Origin of the sequence: Methylocaldum sp. 14B (genome assembly GCF_002005105.1) — a bacterium.
Classification (GTDB): domain Bacteria; phylum Pseudomonadota; class Gammaproteobacteria; order Methylococcales; family Methylococcaceae; genus Methylocaldum.
On sequence record NZ_MSCV01000015.1, the window covers coordinates 1 to 15,686 of the forward strand.

Annotated in this window: 15 protein-coding genes and 1 tRNA gene; 4 read left to right on the forward strand and 12 right to left on the reverse strand. The window is 55.5% G+C overall.

Annotated features, from left to right (window positions below; translation table 11 throughout):
• Positions 1 to 156: 156 nt before the first annotated feature.
• Together B2A78_RS12380 and B2A78_RS12385 are read right to left on the reverse strand one after the other, a co-directional pair.
• Positions 157 to 516: a DUF86 domain-containing protein gene (locus B2A78_RS12380; RefSeq protein WP_077730312.1), complete on the reverse strand. Its 360-nt coding sequence runs from the start codon at positions 514 to 516 to the stop codon at positions 157 to 159.
• Entirely contained in the window at positions 513 to 803 is a 291-nt protein-coding gene (locus B2A78_RS12385; protein ID WP_077730313.1) for a nucleotidyltransferase family protein, read from the reverse strand. The genes B2A78_RS12380 and B2A78_RS12385 overlap by 4 nt, the downstream gene beginning before the upstream one ends.
• Positions 804 to 956: 153 nt before the next feature.
• On the opposite strand from B2A78_RS12385, the gene B2A78_RS26875 reads away from it, so the two are divergent.
• Positions 957 to 1,085 carry a hypothetical protein gene (locus B2A78_RS26875; protein ID WP_276205391.1) on the forward strand — a complete coding sequence of 43 codons (129 nt, stop codon included), beginning with the start codon at positions 957 to 959 and terminating at the stop codon, positions 1,083 to 1,085.
• Between the two features lie 186 nt (positions 1,086 to 1,271).
• Here B2A78_RS26875 and B2A78_RS25685 read toward each other — a convergent pair whose 3' ends face one another.
• Complete coding sequence (locus B2A78_RS25685; protein ID WP_143735164.1) at positions 1,272 to 1,454, reverse strand: hypothetical protein; 183 nt, start codon at positions 1,452 to 1,454, stop codon at positions 1,272 to 1,274.
• 43 nt (positions 1,455 to 1,497) lie between these two features.
• On the opposite strand from B2A78_RS25685, the gene B2A78_RS12390 reads away from it, so the two are divergent.
• Positions 1,498 to 1,764, forward strand: a complete 267-nt coding sequence (locus B2A78_RS12390) for an AlpA family phage regulatory protein (RefSeq protein ID WP_139841076.1) — start codon at positions 1,498 to 1,500, stop codon at positions 1,762 to 1,764.
• Between the two features lie 67 nt (positions 1,765 to 1,831).
• Here B2A78_RS12390 and B2A78_RS12395 read toward each other — a convergent pair.
• Positions 1,832 to 1,924: transfer RNA gene (locus B2A78_RS12395), tRNA-Ser, on the reverse strand.
• 73 nt (positions 1,925 to 1,997) lie between these two features.
• Here B2A78_RS12395 and mltF point away from each other — a divergent pair.
• The gene (mltF, locus tag B2A78_RS12400) at positions 1,998 to 3,527 is read left to right on the forward strand and encodes a membrane-bound lytic murein transglycosylase MltF (protein WP_240502514.1); all 1,530 of its coding nucleotides are present in this window, start codon (positions 1,998 to 2,000) and stop codon (positions 3,525 to 3,527) included.
• Here mltF and tadA read toward each other — a convergent pair.
• The 7 genes from tadA to B2A78_RS25690 all read right to left on the reverse strand — a co-directional run bounded on the left by tadA (position 3,524) and on the right by B2A78_RS25690 (position 12,350).
• Positions 3,524 to 3,976, reverse strand: coding sequence for a tRNA adenosine(34) deaminase TadA (gene tadA / locus B2A78_RS12405; protein WP_077730316.1), 453 nt, complete (start codon positions 3,974 to 3,976; stop codon positions 3,524 to 3,526). The two genes, mltF and tadA, sit on opposite strands and share 4 nt — an antisense overlap.
• 10 nt (positions 3,977 to 3,986) lie before the next feature.
• The gene (gene guaA / locus B2A78_RS12410; RefSeq protein WP_077730317.1) at positions 3,987 to 5,564 is read right to left on the reverse strand and encodes a glutamine-hydrolyzing GMP synthase; all 1,578 of its coding nucleotides are present in this window, start codon (positions 5,562 to 5,564) and stop codon (positions 3,987 to 3,989) included.
• 20 nt (positions 5,565 to 5,584) lie between these two features.
• Positions 5,585 to 7,048, reverse strand: coding sequence for an IMP dehydrogenase (gene guaB, locus B2A78_RS12415; RefSeq protein WP_077730318.1), 1,464 nt, complete (start codon positions 7,046 to 7,048; stop codon positions 5,585 to 5,587).
• A gap of 107 nt (positions 7,049 to 7,155) precedes the next feature.
• Entirely contained in the window at positions 7,156 to 8,157 is a 1,002-nt protein-coding gene (locus B2A78_RS12420) for a hypothetical protein (RefSeq protein WP_077730319.1), read from the reverse strand.
• Positions 8,158 to 8,188: 31 nt separating this feature from the next.
• Entirely contained in the window at positions 8,189 to 10,336 is a 2,148-nt protein-coding gene (locus B2A78_RS12425; RefSeq protein ID WP_077730320.1) for a YgiQ family radical SAM protein, read from the reverse strand.
• Between the two features lie 709 nt (positions 10,337 to 11,045).
• On the reverse strand, positions 11,046 to 11,825 hold the full coding sequence (amoC, locus tag B2A78_RS12430) for a bacterial ammonia monooxygenase, subunit AmoC (RefSeq protein WP_077730321.1): 780 nt from the start codon (positions 11,823 to 11,825) through the stop codon (positions 11,046 to 11,048).
• Positions 11,826 to 12,119: 294 nt separating this feature from the next.
• Complete coding sequence (locus tag B2A78_RS25690; RefSeq protein WP_139841078.1) at positions 12,120 to 12,350, reverse strand: hypothetical protein; 231 nt, start codon at positions 12,348 to 12,350, stop codon at positions 12,120 to 12,122.
• 356 nt (positions 12,351 to 12,706) lie between these two features.
• Between B2A78_RS25690 and glgX the strand changes: the two genes are divergently transcribed.
• Positions 12,707 to 14,803, forward strand: a complete 2,097-nt coding sequence (gene glgX, locus B2A78_RS12440) for a glycogen debranching protein GlgX (RefSeq protein WP_276205394.1) — start codon at positions 12,707 to 12,709, stop codon at positions 14,801 to 14,803.
• A gap of 63 nt (positions 14,804 to 14,866) precedes the next feature.
• Here the strand turns inward: glgX and B2A78_RS12445 are convergent, their stop codons facing one another.
• The gene (locus tag B2A78_RS12445; RefSeq protein WP_077730323.1) at positions 14,867 to 15,685 is read right to left on the reverse strand and encodes a quinoprotein dehydrogenase-associated SoxYZ-like carrier; all 819 of its coding nucleotides are present in this window, start codon (positions 15,683 to 15,685) and stop codon (positions 14,867 to 14,869) included.
• Position 15,686: the final 1 nt, after the last annotated feature.

Consider the following 15,686-nt stretch of genomic DNA (forward strand, 5'->3'; position numbering starts at 1 on the left):
GGCACATCGAATTAAGTGTGGACGCGAGGGGTTAGTATCGACCTATACCCTGTCAATCTTCGCCGCGGGTTAGGGCATGATCTCATCCGTGCTCATTGGCGATCCGCGCCCAGGCGCTGGCCAACGCCTCGATACTGGATGTGTTCATGGTGTCCGTCATGGTTCGATCCCATAGCGGTTTTCGTCGTCGGCATCCTGGCGCACGGCGGATAGTTGCTTCAGCAGCCCCGGCAGCGCCGTTTGCACCGTGTCCCACACCATGTCGAGGTTGATGTCGAAGTAGCCGTGGGCGATGCGGTTACGCATGCCGCGCATGCTGCGCCAAGGCACCTCGGCGTAGCCGTCCATTACCTTCGTAGCGGCTTCACCGATGATGATGAGGCTCATGATGACGGCCTGCTGGGTGCGCTTGTCCGCCAGAAAGTCATCTTTACTCAAGCCTTCGACGAAGCTGCACGCATCCGTCGCGGCCTGCCGCATGTGGTCGAGGTAGTCGGGCAGGCGGCTCTCGCTCATACCGGCTGGGCTTCCGCGAGCACCTTGGCTCGGACCTTCGGCGGCAGGTCGGCCGGGGTCAAGAGATCAACATGGACGCCGAGCAGCGCTTCCAGCTCGTCCTGCAAACCGCCCAGATCGAACAACGTCGCGCCGGGTAATGCATCCACCAACAGATCGAGGTCGCTGCCGTCCCGGTCGGTGCCGTGCAGTACCGAGCCGAAGACGCGCGGGTTCGCCGCGCGGAAGCGGCTCGCCGCTTCGCGGATGGCGCTTCGTTTGAGGTTGAGCGCAACGGATGGTCGGATGTGACACCTTTCCTTATCTCAACTCGTTGAGACGGTAAGAAACCGATAATAGCATTTCAAGAACGATTTTCGAGAACAGCAAAGCGGGACTCGGGCGAACTGCTATTGGCCGACGCGCTGTCCCGGTGTCTCCGTCTCTCGGAGGAAATCGGCATGGTCGGCGTTGTGGTCGATGCCAAGCACGAGCACGCCAGGCGCTATTATGAGCGTTTCGAATTCGAACGATTCCCCGATGCCCCGCTCACCTTGTGGTTACCCACGGCAGCCATCGCCAAACTGTGAACCGGCACATCGAATTAAGTGTGGACGCGAGGGGTTATTAACCCGGCCTATATTTATAGGCCGGGTTAATCCGGGGCAGGGATGCCCCGGCGCGGCGACAAGCCGCGTGAGCCCAGGCCGGGCGTGTAACCGACCTGGGCGGCGGCCCGAAATACCAGGAGGGTATTTACGGGGCTGATTAATAATTCAATTGGCGCCCCAGATACGATTCGAATGTATGCCCATCCCCTTAGGAGTCCCGGTACGCTGCATTAAAGAAAGCGCAAGTTGATCGCAAATTTGACAACCTTTCCCGTCACCACTGTTTTTGAAGCGCTGTGCAATGTAGGCAGGCTGAATTTCATAAATCAGGAAACTGCGTTCAATCAAGTCTGACTTCCATTATCGTTTGGACGAATTTGAGAGGGTCATAATGAGCGAAAAAGCATTGGTAACCATTACAGATGCCGCAAAGATCATCTCCGTGAGTCGCGCGACGGTCTACAGAATGATTCAGGCCGGCGATTATGATCAGCAAATTGCACAAGGAAAGAAGTCCAAGGAAGACGTACCGCAAGCGATTCGAGGCTATTTAGGGTGTCGATTCCCCAGAATGATCCGTTTGGGGCCTCGTTGCGTGCGCCTGAACCGGGCGGAAGTGGAGGCATGGATAGCTTCGAGAGCCTCCCAAGGCGTGTAACGTCATGCACTACGGCGATGGGATGAGAACTGCGGTGGGCTACGAAACTAGTCGTAACTTATTGATTTGGCGGAGAGGGAGGGATTCGAACCCTCGTGCCGGGTTTCCCCGACCATCCGATTTCGAGTCGGCGCCGTTATGACCGCTTCGGTACCTCTCCCCGGAAAAGGCTGATATGATACGACACTCTTGTTGAGAACTAAATGGTGGGGGACATGAATTTGTCTGAAGTCATGCCCTTCGGCCTAAACCTGAAAGACACCTTGGGCCGAAGTTTAGATCATGCGAAAAATGTAGACGATAAAAACAAATTCATAAGGGGGCGACAAAAAAAATCAGCATTAAAGCAATCCAACGTTTTCCGTTTCCTCGCTTATCTCTTCTTCACGGCTTCTTTCTCGGGGTGTACTCAAGAAACATCCCGGCCTTTAACCCAGTTGGAACGGATCAAGCAATCCGGTGAACTGCGGGTCGTAACCCGGTACGGGCCTTCCACTTACTATGAAAGTGTCAATGGAGCGGTTGGTCTGGAGCATGACTTGGCCGAGCTATTCGCCAGGCGCCTCGATGTCAAAGTGAAATTTATAGTGTCGGATTCGGCTAAGCAGGCAATCCAGACTCTTGATGACGGAGGCGCGGATATAGCGGCAGCAGGGCTGCTTATCGATGTGGTAAGGAAAAAGAAACTACGCTTTGCACCGCCTTACCGCGTTCTTACCGAACAAGTCTTGTACAGTGACGGTCGTCCGCGCCCGAACAGCATCGCCGATTTGGCCGGAGGCGTGTTGGAGGTTTCGGCGGGTACCAGCCATGTCAACACTCTCAAAGCGCTGAAGCGCAACTATCGAGACCTTAATTGGCAAATCAATTTCGATCAGGACGTTCACGAACTTCTGTTTCTCGTCAGTGAAGGGTTGGTCGATTACACCGTCGCCAATTCGGATCAAGCACTGATCATGCGGCGCTATTATCCGAAGCTGCAAGTCGCCTTCGATATCGGCAAAACCCGGGAGCTAGCCTGGGCTTTGCCCATGTCCGAAGATTCCAGCCTATATGACGAGACCGTTCGGTTTTTTCGGGAGATCAAGGAAAACAAGACACTGGATCAGTTGATCGATCGTTATTACGGCCACGCGGAAGCATTCGACGTGGCTTTGGACAGTTCTCTACGTCGCGATTATTTGACCCGTCTGCCCAAATTCAAGCGATGGTTCGTGCAGGCGGGCAGACGTTATGACATCGATTGGCGCCTTTTGGCGGCCATTGCTTATCAGGAATCGAAATGGCGCAGCACGGCCGTCTCCGCCGAAGGTGTGCGCGGCATGATGATGTTGACCGGCGTCACCGCCAAGGAGCTGAAAGTAACTGATCGATTTAATCCGGTCCAAAGCATTTTGGGCGGCGCGTCTTATCTTCGGCAGACTTTGGCTAACATTCCGTCGCAGATCGAAGACCCGGATCGTACCTGGTTTGCCTTGGCGGCCTATAACCTGGGTTATGGCCACATCGAGGATGCCCGGAATCTGGTTGCGCGGCGCGGTGGCGATCCCGACAAATGGATCGAAATCAAGAAAGTGTTGCCTCTGCTCGGGAAACCGAATTGGTATCGCAAAACCAAGTACGGTAAAGCGCGTGGCGCCGTGGCCGTTCATTATGTGAACAGCATACGCCGGTACTACGATCTGCTGGTTTGGCTCACCGAGGAAAATGCAACCGGCAAGATGGCGATGGGACCGGAAAAGTCCCGGGCCGAGGGCGTTTAGCGTCGTTCCTGAAAAAAGCGCTTGAGGAGGGTGCCGCACTCCTCCTTCAAGACGCCGCCCTGATATGCGACCTTATGATTGAGGAACTCGGTATCGGCTAGCTGCAACGCGCTGCAAACGGCGCCTCGCGTGGGATCCGGGGCGCCGAACACAATCCGTTTCACCCGGGCGTGAATGATGGCGCCCATGCACATCACGCAAGGCTCCAGCGTCACATAAAGAACGGTATCGACCAGCCGATAGTTACCAAGATTCGCGCCGGCCGCCCGAAGCGCCATGATCTCGGCGTGAGCGGTAGGATCGTTCGTGCCGATCGGGCAGTTCCGGCCTTCGGCGATCAATGCATTGTCCTTGACCAGCACTGCGCCCACCGGCACTTCGCCCATGTCGCCGGCCTGTTCGGCAAGCGCCAGGGCATGGCGCATCCAGTCTTCGTCGCTGGGAGCCATGGACAGGGGATCATTCCCACTCAATGGTGGCCGGCGGTTTGCCCGAGATGTCGTAGGTTACCCTTGATATACCGGGTACTTCGTTGATGATCCGGCGAGAGACGAGATCGAGAAAGTCGTAAGGCAGATGCGCCCAGCGGGCGGTCATAAAGTCTATCGTTTCAACGGCGCGCAGCGCGACGACGAAATCGTAGCGGCGTCCGTCGCCCATGACGCCGACCGATTTGACCGGCAGAAATACTGCGAAGGCCTGGCTGACCTTGTCATACAGTTCGTGCCGGCGAAGCTCTTCGATAAAGATGGCATCGGCGCGGCGCAGCAAATCGGCATAGTCCTTCTTGACTTCACCCAGAATGCGCACACCCAGGCCGGGGCCGGGAAACGGGTGGCGATAGACCATTTCATAGGGCAGGCCGAGTTCCAATCCGATCTGTCGGACCTCGTCCTTGAACAATTCCCGCAACGGTTCGACCAGCTTGAGATTCATGTTTTCCGGCAGGCCGCCTACGTTGTGATGGGATTTGATGACGTGGGCTTTTCCGGTCTTGGAGCCGGCGGATTCGATGACGTCCGGGTAAATCGTGCCCTGTGCCAGCCAGCGGGCATCGGTGATTTTGCCTGCCTCTTCGTCGAAGATTTCGACAAACAGTCTTCCAATAATTTTTCGCTTTTGTTCCGGATCGTCGACGCCTTCGAGCCCTTGCAGGAATCTGTCCTCGGCATCAACCCGAATGACTTGGACGCCCATATGCTGAGCAAAGGTGGTCATGACTTGGTCGCCTTCGTCGAGGCGCAGGAGTCCGGTATCGACGAATACGCAGGTGAGGCGATCGCCGATGGCTTTGTGCAGGAGTGCCGCGACAACCGAGGAGTCCACGCCGCCGGAAAGCCCGAGAACCACCCGGTCGCTCCCTACTTTGGCGCGAATGTTCTGCAAACTGTCCTCGATGATATTACGCGGCGTCCATAGGGCTTCGCAGCCGCAAATATCCAGCAGAAAACGTTCGAGGATGCGCTTCCCCTGCCGGGTATGGGTCACTTCCGGATGAAACTGGAGGCCGTAGTAGCCGCGTGCGTCGTCGGCCATGCCCGCAATGGGGGCGCTTTCGGTAGAGGCGATAAGTTTGAAGCCGGCCGGTAATGCCGTTACCTGATCGCCATGGCTCATCCAAACATCGAGCAGACCGTAACCTTCCGGCGTCGTGTGGTCTTCGATGTCGTATAACAGGCGGGAGTGGCCGTGGGCGCGAATCTGCGCATAACCGAACTCGCGGTGGGTGCAGGCTTCCACTCGGCCGCCCAGCTGCTCGGCCATTGTTTGCATGCCGTAGCAGATGCCGAGTACCGGCACGCCCAGATCGAACACCATGGCGGGGGCGCGGGGAGTGTCCGCCAGTGTGACGGTTTCCGGCCCTCCCGAGAGAACGATGCCCTGAGGCTGATACTCGCGAATGAATTGCTCGCTGCAATCGTACGGATGAATCTCGCAATACACGCCGATCTCCCGGATGCGGCGTGCGATCAATTGTGTGTATTGCGATCCGAAATCGAGAATTAAAACTTTTTGGGAATGGATATTTAATGCCATGGACAGGTACGTTTGCCTTTCTAATCGAGCCAGTAATTGGGTGCTTCCTTGGTAATCGTCACGTCGTGTACGTGGCTTTCCCGAACCCCGGCGGTAGTGACTCGAACGAAGCGGGCATTGTTGCGCATGGCTTCGATGGTGTCGCAACCCGTGTAGCCCATGGCCGAACGTACGCCCCCGATCAGTTGGTGAATGATGGCGATCAGGCTGCCTTTATAGGGGACACGGCCTTCGATGCCCTCGGGGACGAGCTTTTCGGCATCGGTGCTTTCCTGGAAGTAGCGATCGCTCGAACCCTGCTGCTGGGCCATGGCGCCTAACGAGCCCATTCCTCGATAGGATTTATATGACCGCCCCTGGTACAGCTCCACTTCGCCGGGGGCTTCTTCGGTGCCGGCGAACAGTCCACCGATCATGATCGAGTAGGCGCCCGCGGCCAATGCCTTGGCTACATCGCCGGAATAACGGATACCGCCGTCAGCAATGAGAGGAATCCCGGATCCCTTGAGCGCTTCCGCGACATTGGCCACGGCCGTTACCTGCGGGATGCCTACGCCGGCCACGATGCGGGTGGTGCAGATGGAACCGGGGCCGATGCCTACTTTTACCGCATCCGCTCCCGCCTTGACCAAATCTCTTGCCGCTTCGCCGGTGGCGATGTTTCCGCCGATCACCTGCACTTGCTTGAAGTTCTGCTTGACCCAGCGCACGCGGTCCAAAACGCCTTGGGAGTGTCCGTGAGCCGTGTCGACTACTATGACGTCGACGCCGGCTTCGACCAGCGCGGCTACTCGCTCTTCGGTGCCGGGACCGGTGCCGACGGCGGCGCCAACACGAAGGCGCTCCTGCTCGTCTTTACACGCCTGCGGATAGTCTTTGGCCTTTTGGATATCTTTGACAGTAATCAGTCCCCGAAGCTGAAAGTTGTTGTTAACGACCAGCACTTTTTCGATCCGGTGTTTATGGAGGAGGTGGATGGCTTCCTCCTTGCTGGCGCCTTCCTGCACCGTGACCAGCTTTTCCTTTGGCGTCATGGCCTTGGTGACCGGCTCGTCGTAGCGGGTTTCGAACCGCAGGTCGCGGCTGGTGACGATGCCCACGAGATTTTCACCGTCCACAACGGGCACGCCGGAAATTCTTCTCGAGCGGGTCAATTCCATGACTTCGCGAATAGTGGTATTCGGAGAAACCGTGATCGGCTCTTTGATTACCCCGCTTTCGTACTTCTTGACGCTTTGAACCTCATAGGCTTGACGGTCGACCGTCATGTTCTTATGGATGATGCCGATTCCGCCCTCTTGGGCCATGGTAATGGCCAGGCGGGATTCGGTTACCGTGTCCATGGCCGCGGATAGCAGAGGAATATTGAGGCTGATATTGCGGGTAAGTTGGGTTTTTAAGCTGACGTCGCGCGGCAGTACGGCCGAGTGAGCAGGAATAAGGAGGACATCGTCGAATGTGAGCGCTTCTTGAACGACATGCATGGTTTGCTCCCGCCAACTAAAATTTACAGATTCTATTGTAGATATCTATATGTTGCAATATCAGGTCTAGGTTTGAAGATGGAGCTCGAATACCTTGCGGTGTGGTTCTAATGTGAGTGTTGCGAAAACACAGGGGCTCTTCGGTTGAGCTCCATTTCCGAATCGGGATCGATTCCCTGTCCAATCAACGCGAAAACGGTCTGTGCCATGGCAGCCTGTGCTATGGGCTCAAAAAATGCGGCTTTCAGAGTCCAGGCGAACGCGGCGGTAAACACGTATTGCCACAGGCCGACGGATACGGGTAGCGCGCCGGCGATGTTCTTGATCGGGATCAAAAGTACCGCAAAAGCGACTGCAAAGCCCAAGAGCTCAAAAAGGCTCAAGTAAAGACGGTTCTTGAACAGTGCCGAAAAGTGCTGAATGTGAGCCGCCAGCGCATTTCGAGCCGAGCGCCAAGGATCGGCCGTATTCGTGAAGAAAAGCCAAGCCAAAATCGCTAGATCGTTGGCGGAAAAAATCCGACCCGCGATCCAGGTTAACGCTTGGGAGAGTCTCGGATTGTTCATCTTGTCTAGAGCGGGACCTAAATAGGTTTCCGGAAGTTTTTGCAGGGTTTCCTTAACGGAGAGATCCAGTTCCATCAATCCGGAAGCGCTGGGAAAGCGCCGTGCTACGAGCTGTTTCGCATAATCGATCTGGGCTTTGCCTTCCGGAATGGATTGTCCCTTGGACTGCTCGGCCAACAAAGCCAGATTTCCCGCCTTGATGTGATAAAGAAAGGTTGCGCGAAGCTTATACATTAAAAACGCGCATCCGATGAATCCGGCGACGGCCCCGGCCGAAGCGAATGCGGTTGGATTCTGGCTCAAGGAACCCAGACCGATAGCGGTACCGGCACCGGCCGCCGTCATAAAGACATAGGCAAACGCTATCGCTAAGCATGCCAGCAGTCGATAAAGGACGAACGGCATTGATTTTTCAATGGTCCGCGTCGCGGCCAGCAAATTGAGGTCCGGCATCTCTTCCTCCAAGGTGGTTTTTGATTTTTGAGTTTTCTCGGGCAGGTCAAGTAGTTCGAATCTTAAGGAAAAACGGGGTTGTTTTTCCATAAAGTAAAAGTCCAGTTGTATCGGTGATTCGTTAAGATTTGCTCATCCGTCTCGATTTGCGCGGTGTCTTTGTCTTGGTCGTCGGCAGGCCGGTGTGCTGGGTTCGGAACGGCAGCGCCTTGCGGGCGATTCGAGTGCCTTCGTGTTGATTTCCGGTGCCTTCGGGCTGCCATGTCGGTACCAGATGATGCTTGCCGTTTCCGATCAGGTCTGCGCGTCCCATGCGTTTCAGGGCTTCCCGGAGCATCGGCCAGTTGTTGGGGTCGTGGTATCGGAGGAAAGCCTTGTGCAGGCGCCTTTGCTTAAGATTCTTGGGAACAAACACCGTTTCGCTGGTGCGTGTGACGCGGTGCAGCGGGTTCTTTCCGGAATGATACATGGCGGTTGCGGTGGCCATGGGGGAGGGGAGGAAGGCCTGAACCTGATCGGCCCGAAATCCATTGCGCTTGAGCCAAAGTGCGAGATTCAGCATGTCTTCGTCGGTGGTACCCGGATGGGCGGCGATGAAGTAGGGGATCAAGTATTGCTCCTTTCCGGCCTCCTTCGAGTATTTGTCGAACAAGGCCTTGAACCGGTCGTAAGTGCCGATGCCCGGTTTCAGCATCTTGGACAAGGGGCCCGGTTCGGTGTGCTCCGGCGCGATCTTCAAATAACCGCCGACATGATGGGCTGCGAGTTCTTTGACATATTCAGGCGAAGTCACGGCGAGGTCATATCGCAATCCCGAGGCAATCAAGATCTTCTTGATGCCCGGCAGTGCGCGGGCGCGGCGGTAAAGCCGGATTAGCGCCGTGTGGTCGGTATTCAGGTTTTTACAGATGCCGGGGTATACGCAAGACGGCCGGCGGCAGGCAGCTTCGATCGCCTTGTCCTTGCAGGCGAGCCGGTACATGTTCGCGGTCGGTCCGCCAATATCGGAGATGACTCCGGTAAAGGCCGGCGAGGTATCGCGAATGGTCTCTATTTCCCGGATGATCGAGTCTTCCGAACGGCTTTGAATAATGCGCCCTTCGTGTTCCGTGATCGAGCAGAAGGTGCAGCCGCCGAAACAGCCGCGCATGATGGTCACCGAATGCTGGATCATCTCGAACGCGGGAATCTTGCCGGTTCCGTAAGACTTGTGGGGAAGGCGCGAATAGGGCAGGCCGTAGACGCCGTCCATCTCCTTGGTGCCGAGCGGAATGGGCGGCGGGTTGATCCAGACGTCGCGGTCCCCGTGTCGCTGCACGAGCGCCCGAGCGTTACCGGGATTGGTCTCCTGGTGCAAAACGCGCGAGGCGTGAGCATAGAGGACGGGATCGGCTTTGACCGCTTCATATGCCGGCAGGCGGATGACCAATCGATCGCCGGAAGTTCGGCGTTTGGTCAGGCGGATCAGCGCTTCGGACTTACTGCCGGAAGTTTCCTTCGTACATCCGGGTGATTCCCCGTGATAAGGATTCAGTTTGGGAGCCTGATTTCCAGGCGCATCCACGGATGTGGAGTCGAGTTCGGTCCATCCTGCGGGTGTCTGTTTGCGGATGAACACGGTTCCGCGAATATCGGTCAATTGGTCGATGGATTCTCCCGCTGCAAGCCTGTGGGCGATCTCCACCACCTGGCGTTCGCCATTGCCGTATACGAGAAGATCCCCCTTGGCATCGAGCAAAACCGAGCGGCGCACTGTGTCGGACCAATAATCGTAATGGGCGATCCGGCGGAGGCTCGCCTCGATCCCGCCCAGAACGATCGGCACATCCTTGAAGGCTTCTCGGCACCGCTGCGAATAGACAGTGACACAACGGTCCGGGCGTCTGTCGGGGGCTCCGTCGGGTGTGTAAGCGTCGTTCGAACGGACGCGGCGGTCCGACGTGTAGCGATTGACCATGGAATCCATGTTGCCGCCGGTGACGCCGAAAAACAGGTTGGGCTTGCCGAGTTCTCGAAAATCGTCGGCGGATGTCCAATCCGGCTGCGCGATAATGCCGACTCGAAAGCCCTGAGCCTCCAGCAGCCGGCCGATGATCGCCATGCCGAAGCTTGGGTGATCCACGTAAGCATCGCCCGTTACAATAATGATGTCGCACGAGTCCCAGCCCAAGGCGTCCATGTCGCCGCGGCTCATGGGGAGTTGCGGTGCTGTTCCGAAGCGCTTGGCCCAGTATTTTCGGTAAGAAAAAAGATCGGGAGTAATGTTCATCGCGAACTAGCGAAGAAGACAAATGAAAGGAATCGAACAGGAGAGAATCGAGAGCACGACTCCCCGTACAGTACCTGAGAATTTAACTGGGGATTCTAACGCGAAAATCCCGCCTTAGGCGCTAAAAAGCCGATCGGCCGGCTTTTCGTTCACAAAAATCCAAGAACGAAAGATGGGCGAAGCCTGTAACGAAAATCGAATGGTTTCTAAGGGAGAGGCTAAGGTCTTAATGGCGCGCGTGCCTTGGATTCGCGGATAACGCCCAGTCCCCAGATGCCCCATGATGCCGTTTTAAGCATCAATAAAGGAATAGCGACGGCTTTGAGCCCCCAAAGAACAACGGCTAGCGCGCTTGCTCCGGATAGGCTCCAAGCAAACACACCCCAACGTCCACCGACGACGACTCGAAGAAGACGCTTAGATGTATTTTGCAATTTGCTCATAGATAGATGGCATCCAGCAAGCGGGGGCAGTGTACCATGCGGCATCGATCGGTAGAGTGGCGGTAAAGTAGAGATCCGCAAAACGCCTACTGAATGCGTGCTCAAGAAAATCCTAGCAAGCGAATTTAATATAAGCAAATAAATTGTTAAGAATACGTAATCAATGCTTATTTCCTTCACGCATTAAAAAGCCACTGCCTGAGAGCGTGGCTCCAGGCAGTGGCTGTAGACGCAAACAGTGCTTAGAAAACTAAGCTAAGACGCCGTTAGCGTTGTGCCGGTGGTATATCCGGGCAGAGGTCTTTGCCGATCAGGTTCGAGATGCTCGCAAACACCTGCAGCAACACGCCCATGATGGCCAATGCCAGCCAGCCGAAGATCACGAAGCCGTAGTGCAAGGGCGCTACGAACAACTCTTCCATAAACCAGAAGGTGTGACCCCATTCGTTCAAGCCGACGTTCGGCAGAATCATGAACGGACCGGTCCACAGAATCAGGTACGCCAGCGACAAGCCTTTCGACGTCGAGAAGTACGGCAGGCGGGTATGCGCATACAGGAACGCGCCACCACCCGTGATGATGTAGATCGGATAGCTCAGGTAGAACTCGATGATGTGCGACGGCGTGAAGTCGGTGTCGCGAACAATCGTCTGGTGCCAGGTGCCGTCCTGCTCGGTGAAGTAGCTCGCACCCCAGTAAATGGCCCATGCATACGCAAACAGCCAAATCAGGTGCGTCATGTTCCGGCGCAGTTCTTCCCGCGGCGCCAGTGCCGCCAGGTTGCGGTCACGGGTCTTCCACAGGTAGCCCCACAGAATCGAGGCGGTGACCACTTCCAGTACGATTTCGGTGTACAGGAAGTTCATCCAGTACGTCTCGAATTCCGGTGCGAACGAATCCAGACCGGCGGACCAGCCGTAGACCCCTTCATACCACCGAACCCAAAAATAAAAGACCGTGTACAGCATGAACGCAAAAGTCAGCCACTTTACGTTAAGTAAGGGTTGCTCTTTTGCTTCCACGCCACCTGCTGTTGTAGCAGCCATAGTTTTACCTCCATTGCTTGTTGTTAATTGCCAATGAATGCCAGAGTACGTACGTGACATCTCTGACCCCGATTTAGAGTAAAGCTGCACAAAAAAATTCCGATCCGTAGGAAGAAATTTTTAACTGTGCGGCTTCTGCGTTGAAAATACGGAGAAGCCCTTCGAAACCCTAAATACAGGGCCTATCCCGATACTTTTCGGCGTACGGCAGGTTTGTCGGAACGCCCAACCGCAGCCAATGGTATCGAGTCAATACTGTATGCTCGGCTCATAAGTGATGTCAACTAGGATGTGTCAATTATTTTTCGACGAAGTTGATGGCAGGATTTGGTGCCGATCGGATCGGGCTGACAGGCTCGGATCGTCGATTTTTACGCTGAGATGTTGCGGGGTCTGGCTGGGTCGCCCAGCTTTATCACCAGCGGCAATCAGATAGACGTCCATGACACCGTAGTAGCTGATCACGAAGCGTTCGAAGAATCGAGCCAGCGGGCTATGGATGTTTTCTCGTTCAGTGATGGTCAATACGGTGCCGTCGCCATCTTCCGCAAGTTCGTAAATCCAAGTACCGTTTGAAAAACAAGCTAAAAGAGGTGATCTGCCAGCGTGGCGACGGGCTCGACTCGTGTACTTTGCGTATTCGGTTTGTCCATTATGCGGAAGTGGGCGGGTTTTTCGTTCCGTGATCAGGATGATAAGATCGGCCTAATGTAAAGCGGATTGTTTGTGGCTCATTCATAAGCCAGCCATGAGAAGGGAGGCGCTTGATCGGCGAGGCGGTAGTACCGGCGCAGCTATTGGTACTGATGCAAGTCCACCGCAAGACCGTCGATCCGTGTTTTATGAAATCCGTCAATCATGCGACCACAGTTATTCCCTCTATGAAGCCCCGTTATTCCTATTCGGCGGGATCTCCTATTCCGCATGGAGTTCATTTGCACAAAGGCGGGGTGAATTTCTCCCTGTTTAGTCGGCATGCGACCCGCGTTTGGTTGCTTTTGTTCGAAGATGTGCATGCCAGCAAGCCGTTTCAAGTCATCGAGCTCGATTCGCAACATCATAAGACCGGCGACATGTGGCATATCTGTGTCCTGGGGGCAGGAAGGAATCTAGTTTACGCCTTTCGCGTCGATGGGCCTTTTGCACCTGAACAAGGACATCGTTTCGATTCGACGAAAATGCTGCTGGATCCATACGCGACGGCGCTTGCCACGCCGCTACAGTGGAATTTTGCCGGTTTTTCTCCTCATGCCAAACCAACTGCGCTCGCTGATTCCGAGCGAGAAAACCCGGTGGCCGCCAAAAATCTTGTTACCGGCAACGGCTTTGACTGGGAGGACGATCGACCACTTTATCATCCATGGTCTAGCCTGGTGATTTACGAAACGCATGTACGCGGTTTGACGGTGCACCCATCGTCCGGCGTCAGGTCGCCGGGCAGTTATCTTGGTCTTATCGAAAAAATTTCGTACTTCAAACGGATCGGGATCACGGCCGTTGAGCTAATGCCTTTGCAGGAGTTCAATCCTAATGAGGTTACCGCGGTTAATCCTCTGACCCGAGAGAGGCTCCGCAATTACTGGGGCTACAACACTATCGCTTTTTTCGCGCCTTTCGAGGGGTATGGCAGTCGTCTGTATCCCGGCTGTCAGGTCGACGAATTCAAGACGATGGTCAAAGCCCTGCACAAAGCCGGAATCGAGGTGCTGCTCGATGTTGTGTTCAACCACACGGCGGAAGGCGATGAAACCGGACCGACGCTCAACTTCCGCGGTCTGGACAACAGCATTTATTACTTGCTGGAAGACGATAAAAGTCGCTACAAGAATTTCTCCGGTTGCGGCAATACCATGAACTGCAACCATCCCGTGGTTCGCAACTACATTCTCGACTGTCTGCGGTATTGGGTCGTGGAGATGCACGTGGACGGTTTCCGCTTCGATCTGGCCTCTATTTTGGGGCGAGACCGCAACGGCCATCTGGTGGCCAACGCGCCGCTCTTGGAGCAGATTGCCGAGGACCCGATTCTGCGCGACGTAAAGCTGATCGCCGAGGCTTGGGATGCGGGCGGCGCCTACTTGGTCGGACGTTTTCCCGGAGAGCGCTGGTCGGAGTGGAACGGCCAATATCGTGACGACGTGCGGCGCTACTGGCGCGGCGATCTCGGCACGGCCGGAGCTTTTGCCAGCCGATTATGCGGCAGCGCCGATCTTTACGAGCATAGCGGGAAGGCGACGGTTAACAGCATCAACTTCGTGACCTGTCACGACGGGTTTACGCTGAACGATCTGGTGAGCTACGAGTACAAACACAATCTGGCCAATGGCGAAGAGAATCGGGACGGTTCGAACGATAATCACAGCGCCAACTACGGCGTGGAAGGTCCGACCGACGATCCGATCATCAATCGAATTCGGCTCAGGCAGATGAAGAACTTCATCGCCACGCTTTTCGTTTCCCGCGGGGTGCCGATGATTTTGGGCGGAGATGAGTTCTGTCGCACTCAACTAGGCAACAACAACGCTTATTGCCAGGACAACGAGATTTCCTGGTACGACTGGAGGTTGCTGGCGCGGAATCAAGAATTCTTCGAATTCGTGCGGAATATGATCGCCTTTCGCGCGCGCCACCCGGTTCTGTCGTCGGAAAGGTTCTATAGGCCAGAAGACGTGAGCTGGTTCAATCCGTCCGGGCAGGTTCCCGACTGGCATTCGGAGAGCGCGGTGGGATGTCGGATTTATGCGGAAAAAGAAGGAGGGCAAGACCTTTGTCTGCTCTTCAATCCGCTGACCTATGCGACAAACTTCGTACTGCCGGATCTGCCGCACGATTCGGCTTGGCTTAGGGTGATCGATACCAGTGCCGCGCCGCCTTTCGATATCTGCCGGCCGGGCGACGGCATCCCGTTCGGCGGAAACTCATCCATTCCGATCGAGGAGCGCAGTATGGTCGTGTTGCTCGCGGAGCGTAATCGCTAGTCTGAAAATGAAAACGGCCGGTTGTCCCGGCCGTTTTACGTTTCTAAGGCATGTACGAAACATTCACGGCGTTACCGTTTGAGTGGCCGAAAACTGATTTCCTTTATTGTCTCGAATTTCGGCTTTCAACTCTCCGGCCGTTTCCGGCACGAAATAGAAGCGGAAATTCGGGTCGGCGCTGATGGCGATATCGGTCTGTGCCGTGAGAACCGGTTTGTCGTTGAAGCTGACTTTTAGTTCTTCCACGAAGTGAGCCGGCTTGATCATCCGGGTCAATTGATCCATCTGCAGGCCGGTGATGTTCGGATGACTGATGAGCAGTTGAGCCAAATTCGGCTGTTGCAAGGCTGCTTTTTCATTGTCCAGCTTGAACTTCATCTTGCCCATGCGTGCCATGGCTGCCTCAAGATCGGTGCCTATGGGGGCCGAGCAGCCGCCGCTCGCTTTGACGAACACTTTGTTCATATGGAGCTTGCCGTCGTTGGTCTCGGCGATGGCGCGAATATGGGTGTAGGCGTTGACGCGTACCCGCATGGCCAGGTCGGCTTTTCCGCTTTCCGGTGTGAAGTGGAAGTTGGCGGAGAATGGAACCGGGTTGTTGTCGATGATCAAGGTCACGGTCTTGATGTATCGATCCTTGGTCTGCGGAATCTTGCTGTTGATCTGGATCGGTACCAAGGCCGGATCTTCTGCGCGATAAGGGGCGGTCAATTCGATGATTTGGTTGCCCTCTTCGATTGCGCGGTCGCCGAAAAATTTTTGTCTGAGTCCGCCGTTCCAGGCCGCTTCTTCCTCGCCGGCGGCGAACGCGGAGCCGGTTACTGCTAGTAAGTAGGCCAAGGCTAACCATAGACCTTTGTTTAACGCTATCAATTGTTTCATT

Excerpts from the sequence above, each read along its gene's own strand:
- B2A78_RS12380 (WP_077730312.1), bottom strand. The coding sequence starts at position 516 with ATGAGCGAGAGCCGCCTGCCCGACTACCTCGACCACATGCGGCAGGCC.
- B2A78_RS26875 (WP_276205391.1), top strand. The coding sequence starts at position 957 with ATGGTCGGCGTTGTGGTCGATGCCAAGCACGAGCACGCCAGGCGCTAT.
- B2A78_RS12390 (WP_139841076.1), top strand. The coding sequence starts at position 1,498 with ATGAGCGAAAAAGCATTGGTAACCATTACAGATGCCGCAAAGATCATC.
- mltF (WP_240502514.1), top strand. The coding sequence starts at position 1,998 with ATGCCCTTCGGCCTAAACCTGAAAGACACCTTGGGCCGAAGTTTAGAT.
- tadA (WP_077730316.1), bottom strand. The coding sequence starts at position 3,976 with ATGGCTCCCAGCGACGAAGACTGGATGCGCCATGCCCTGGCGCTTGCC.
- guaA (WP_077730317.1), bottom strand. The coding sequence starts at position 5,564 with ATGGCATTAAATATCCATTCCCAAAAAGTTTTAATTCTCGATTTCGGA.
- guaB (WP_077730318.1), bottom strand. The coding sequence starts at position 7,048 with ATGCATGTCGTTCAAGAAGCGCTCACATTCGACGATGTCCTCCTTATT.
- B2A78_RS12420 (WP_077730319.1), bottom strand. The coding sequence starts at position 8,157 with ATGGAAAAACAACCCCGTTTTTCCTTAAGATTCGAACTACTTGACCTG.
- B2A78_RS12425 (WP_077730320.1), bottom strand. The coding sequence starts at position 10,336 with ATGAACATTACTCCCGATCTTTTTTCTTACCGAAAATACTGGGCCAAG.
- amoC (WP_077730321.1), bottom strand. The coding sequence starts at position 11,825 with ATGGCTGCTACAACAGCAGGTGGCGTGGAAGCAAAAGAGCAACCCTTA.
- glgX (WP_276205394.1), top strand. The coding sequence starts at position 12,707 with ATGAAGCCCCGTTATTCCTATTCGGCGGGATCTCCTATTCCGCATGGA.
- B2A78_RS12445 (WP_077730323.1), bottom strand. The coding sequence starts at position 15,685 with ATGAAACAATTGATAGCGTTAAACAAAGGTCTATGGTTAGCCTTGGCC.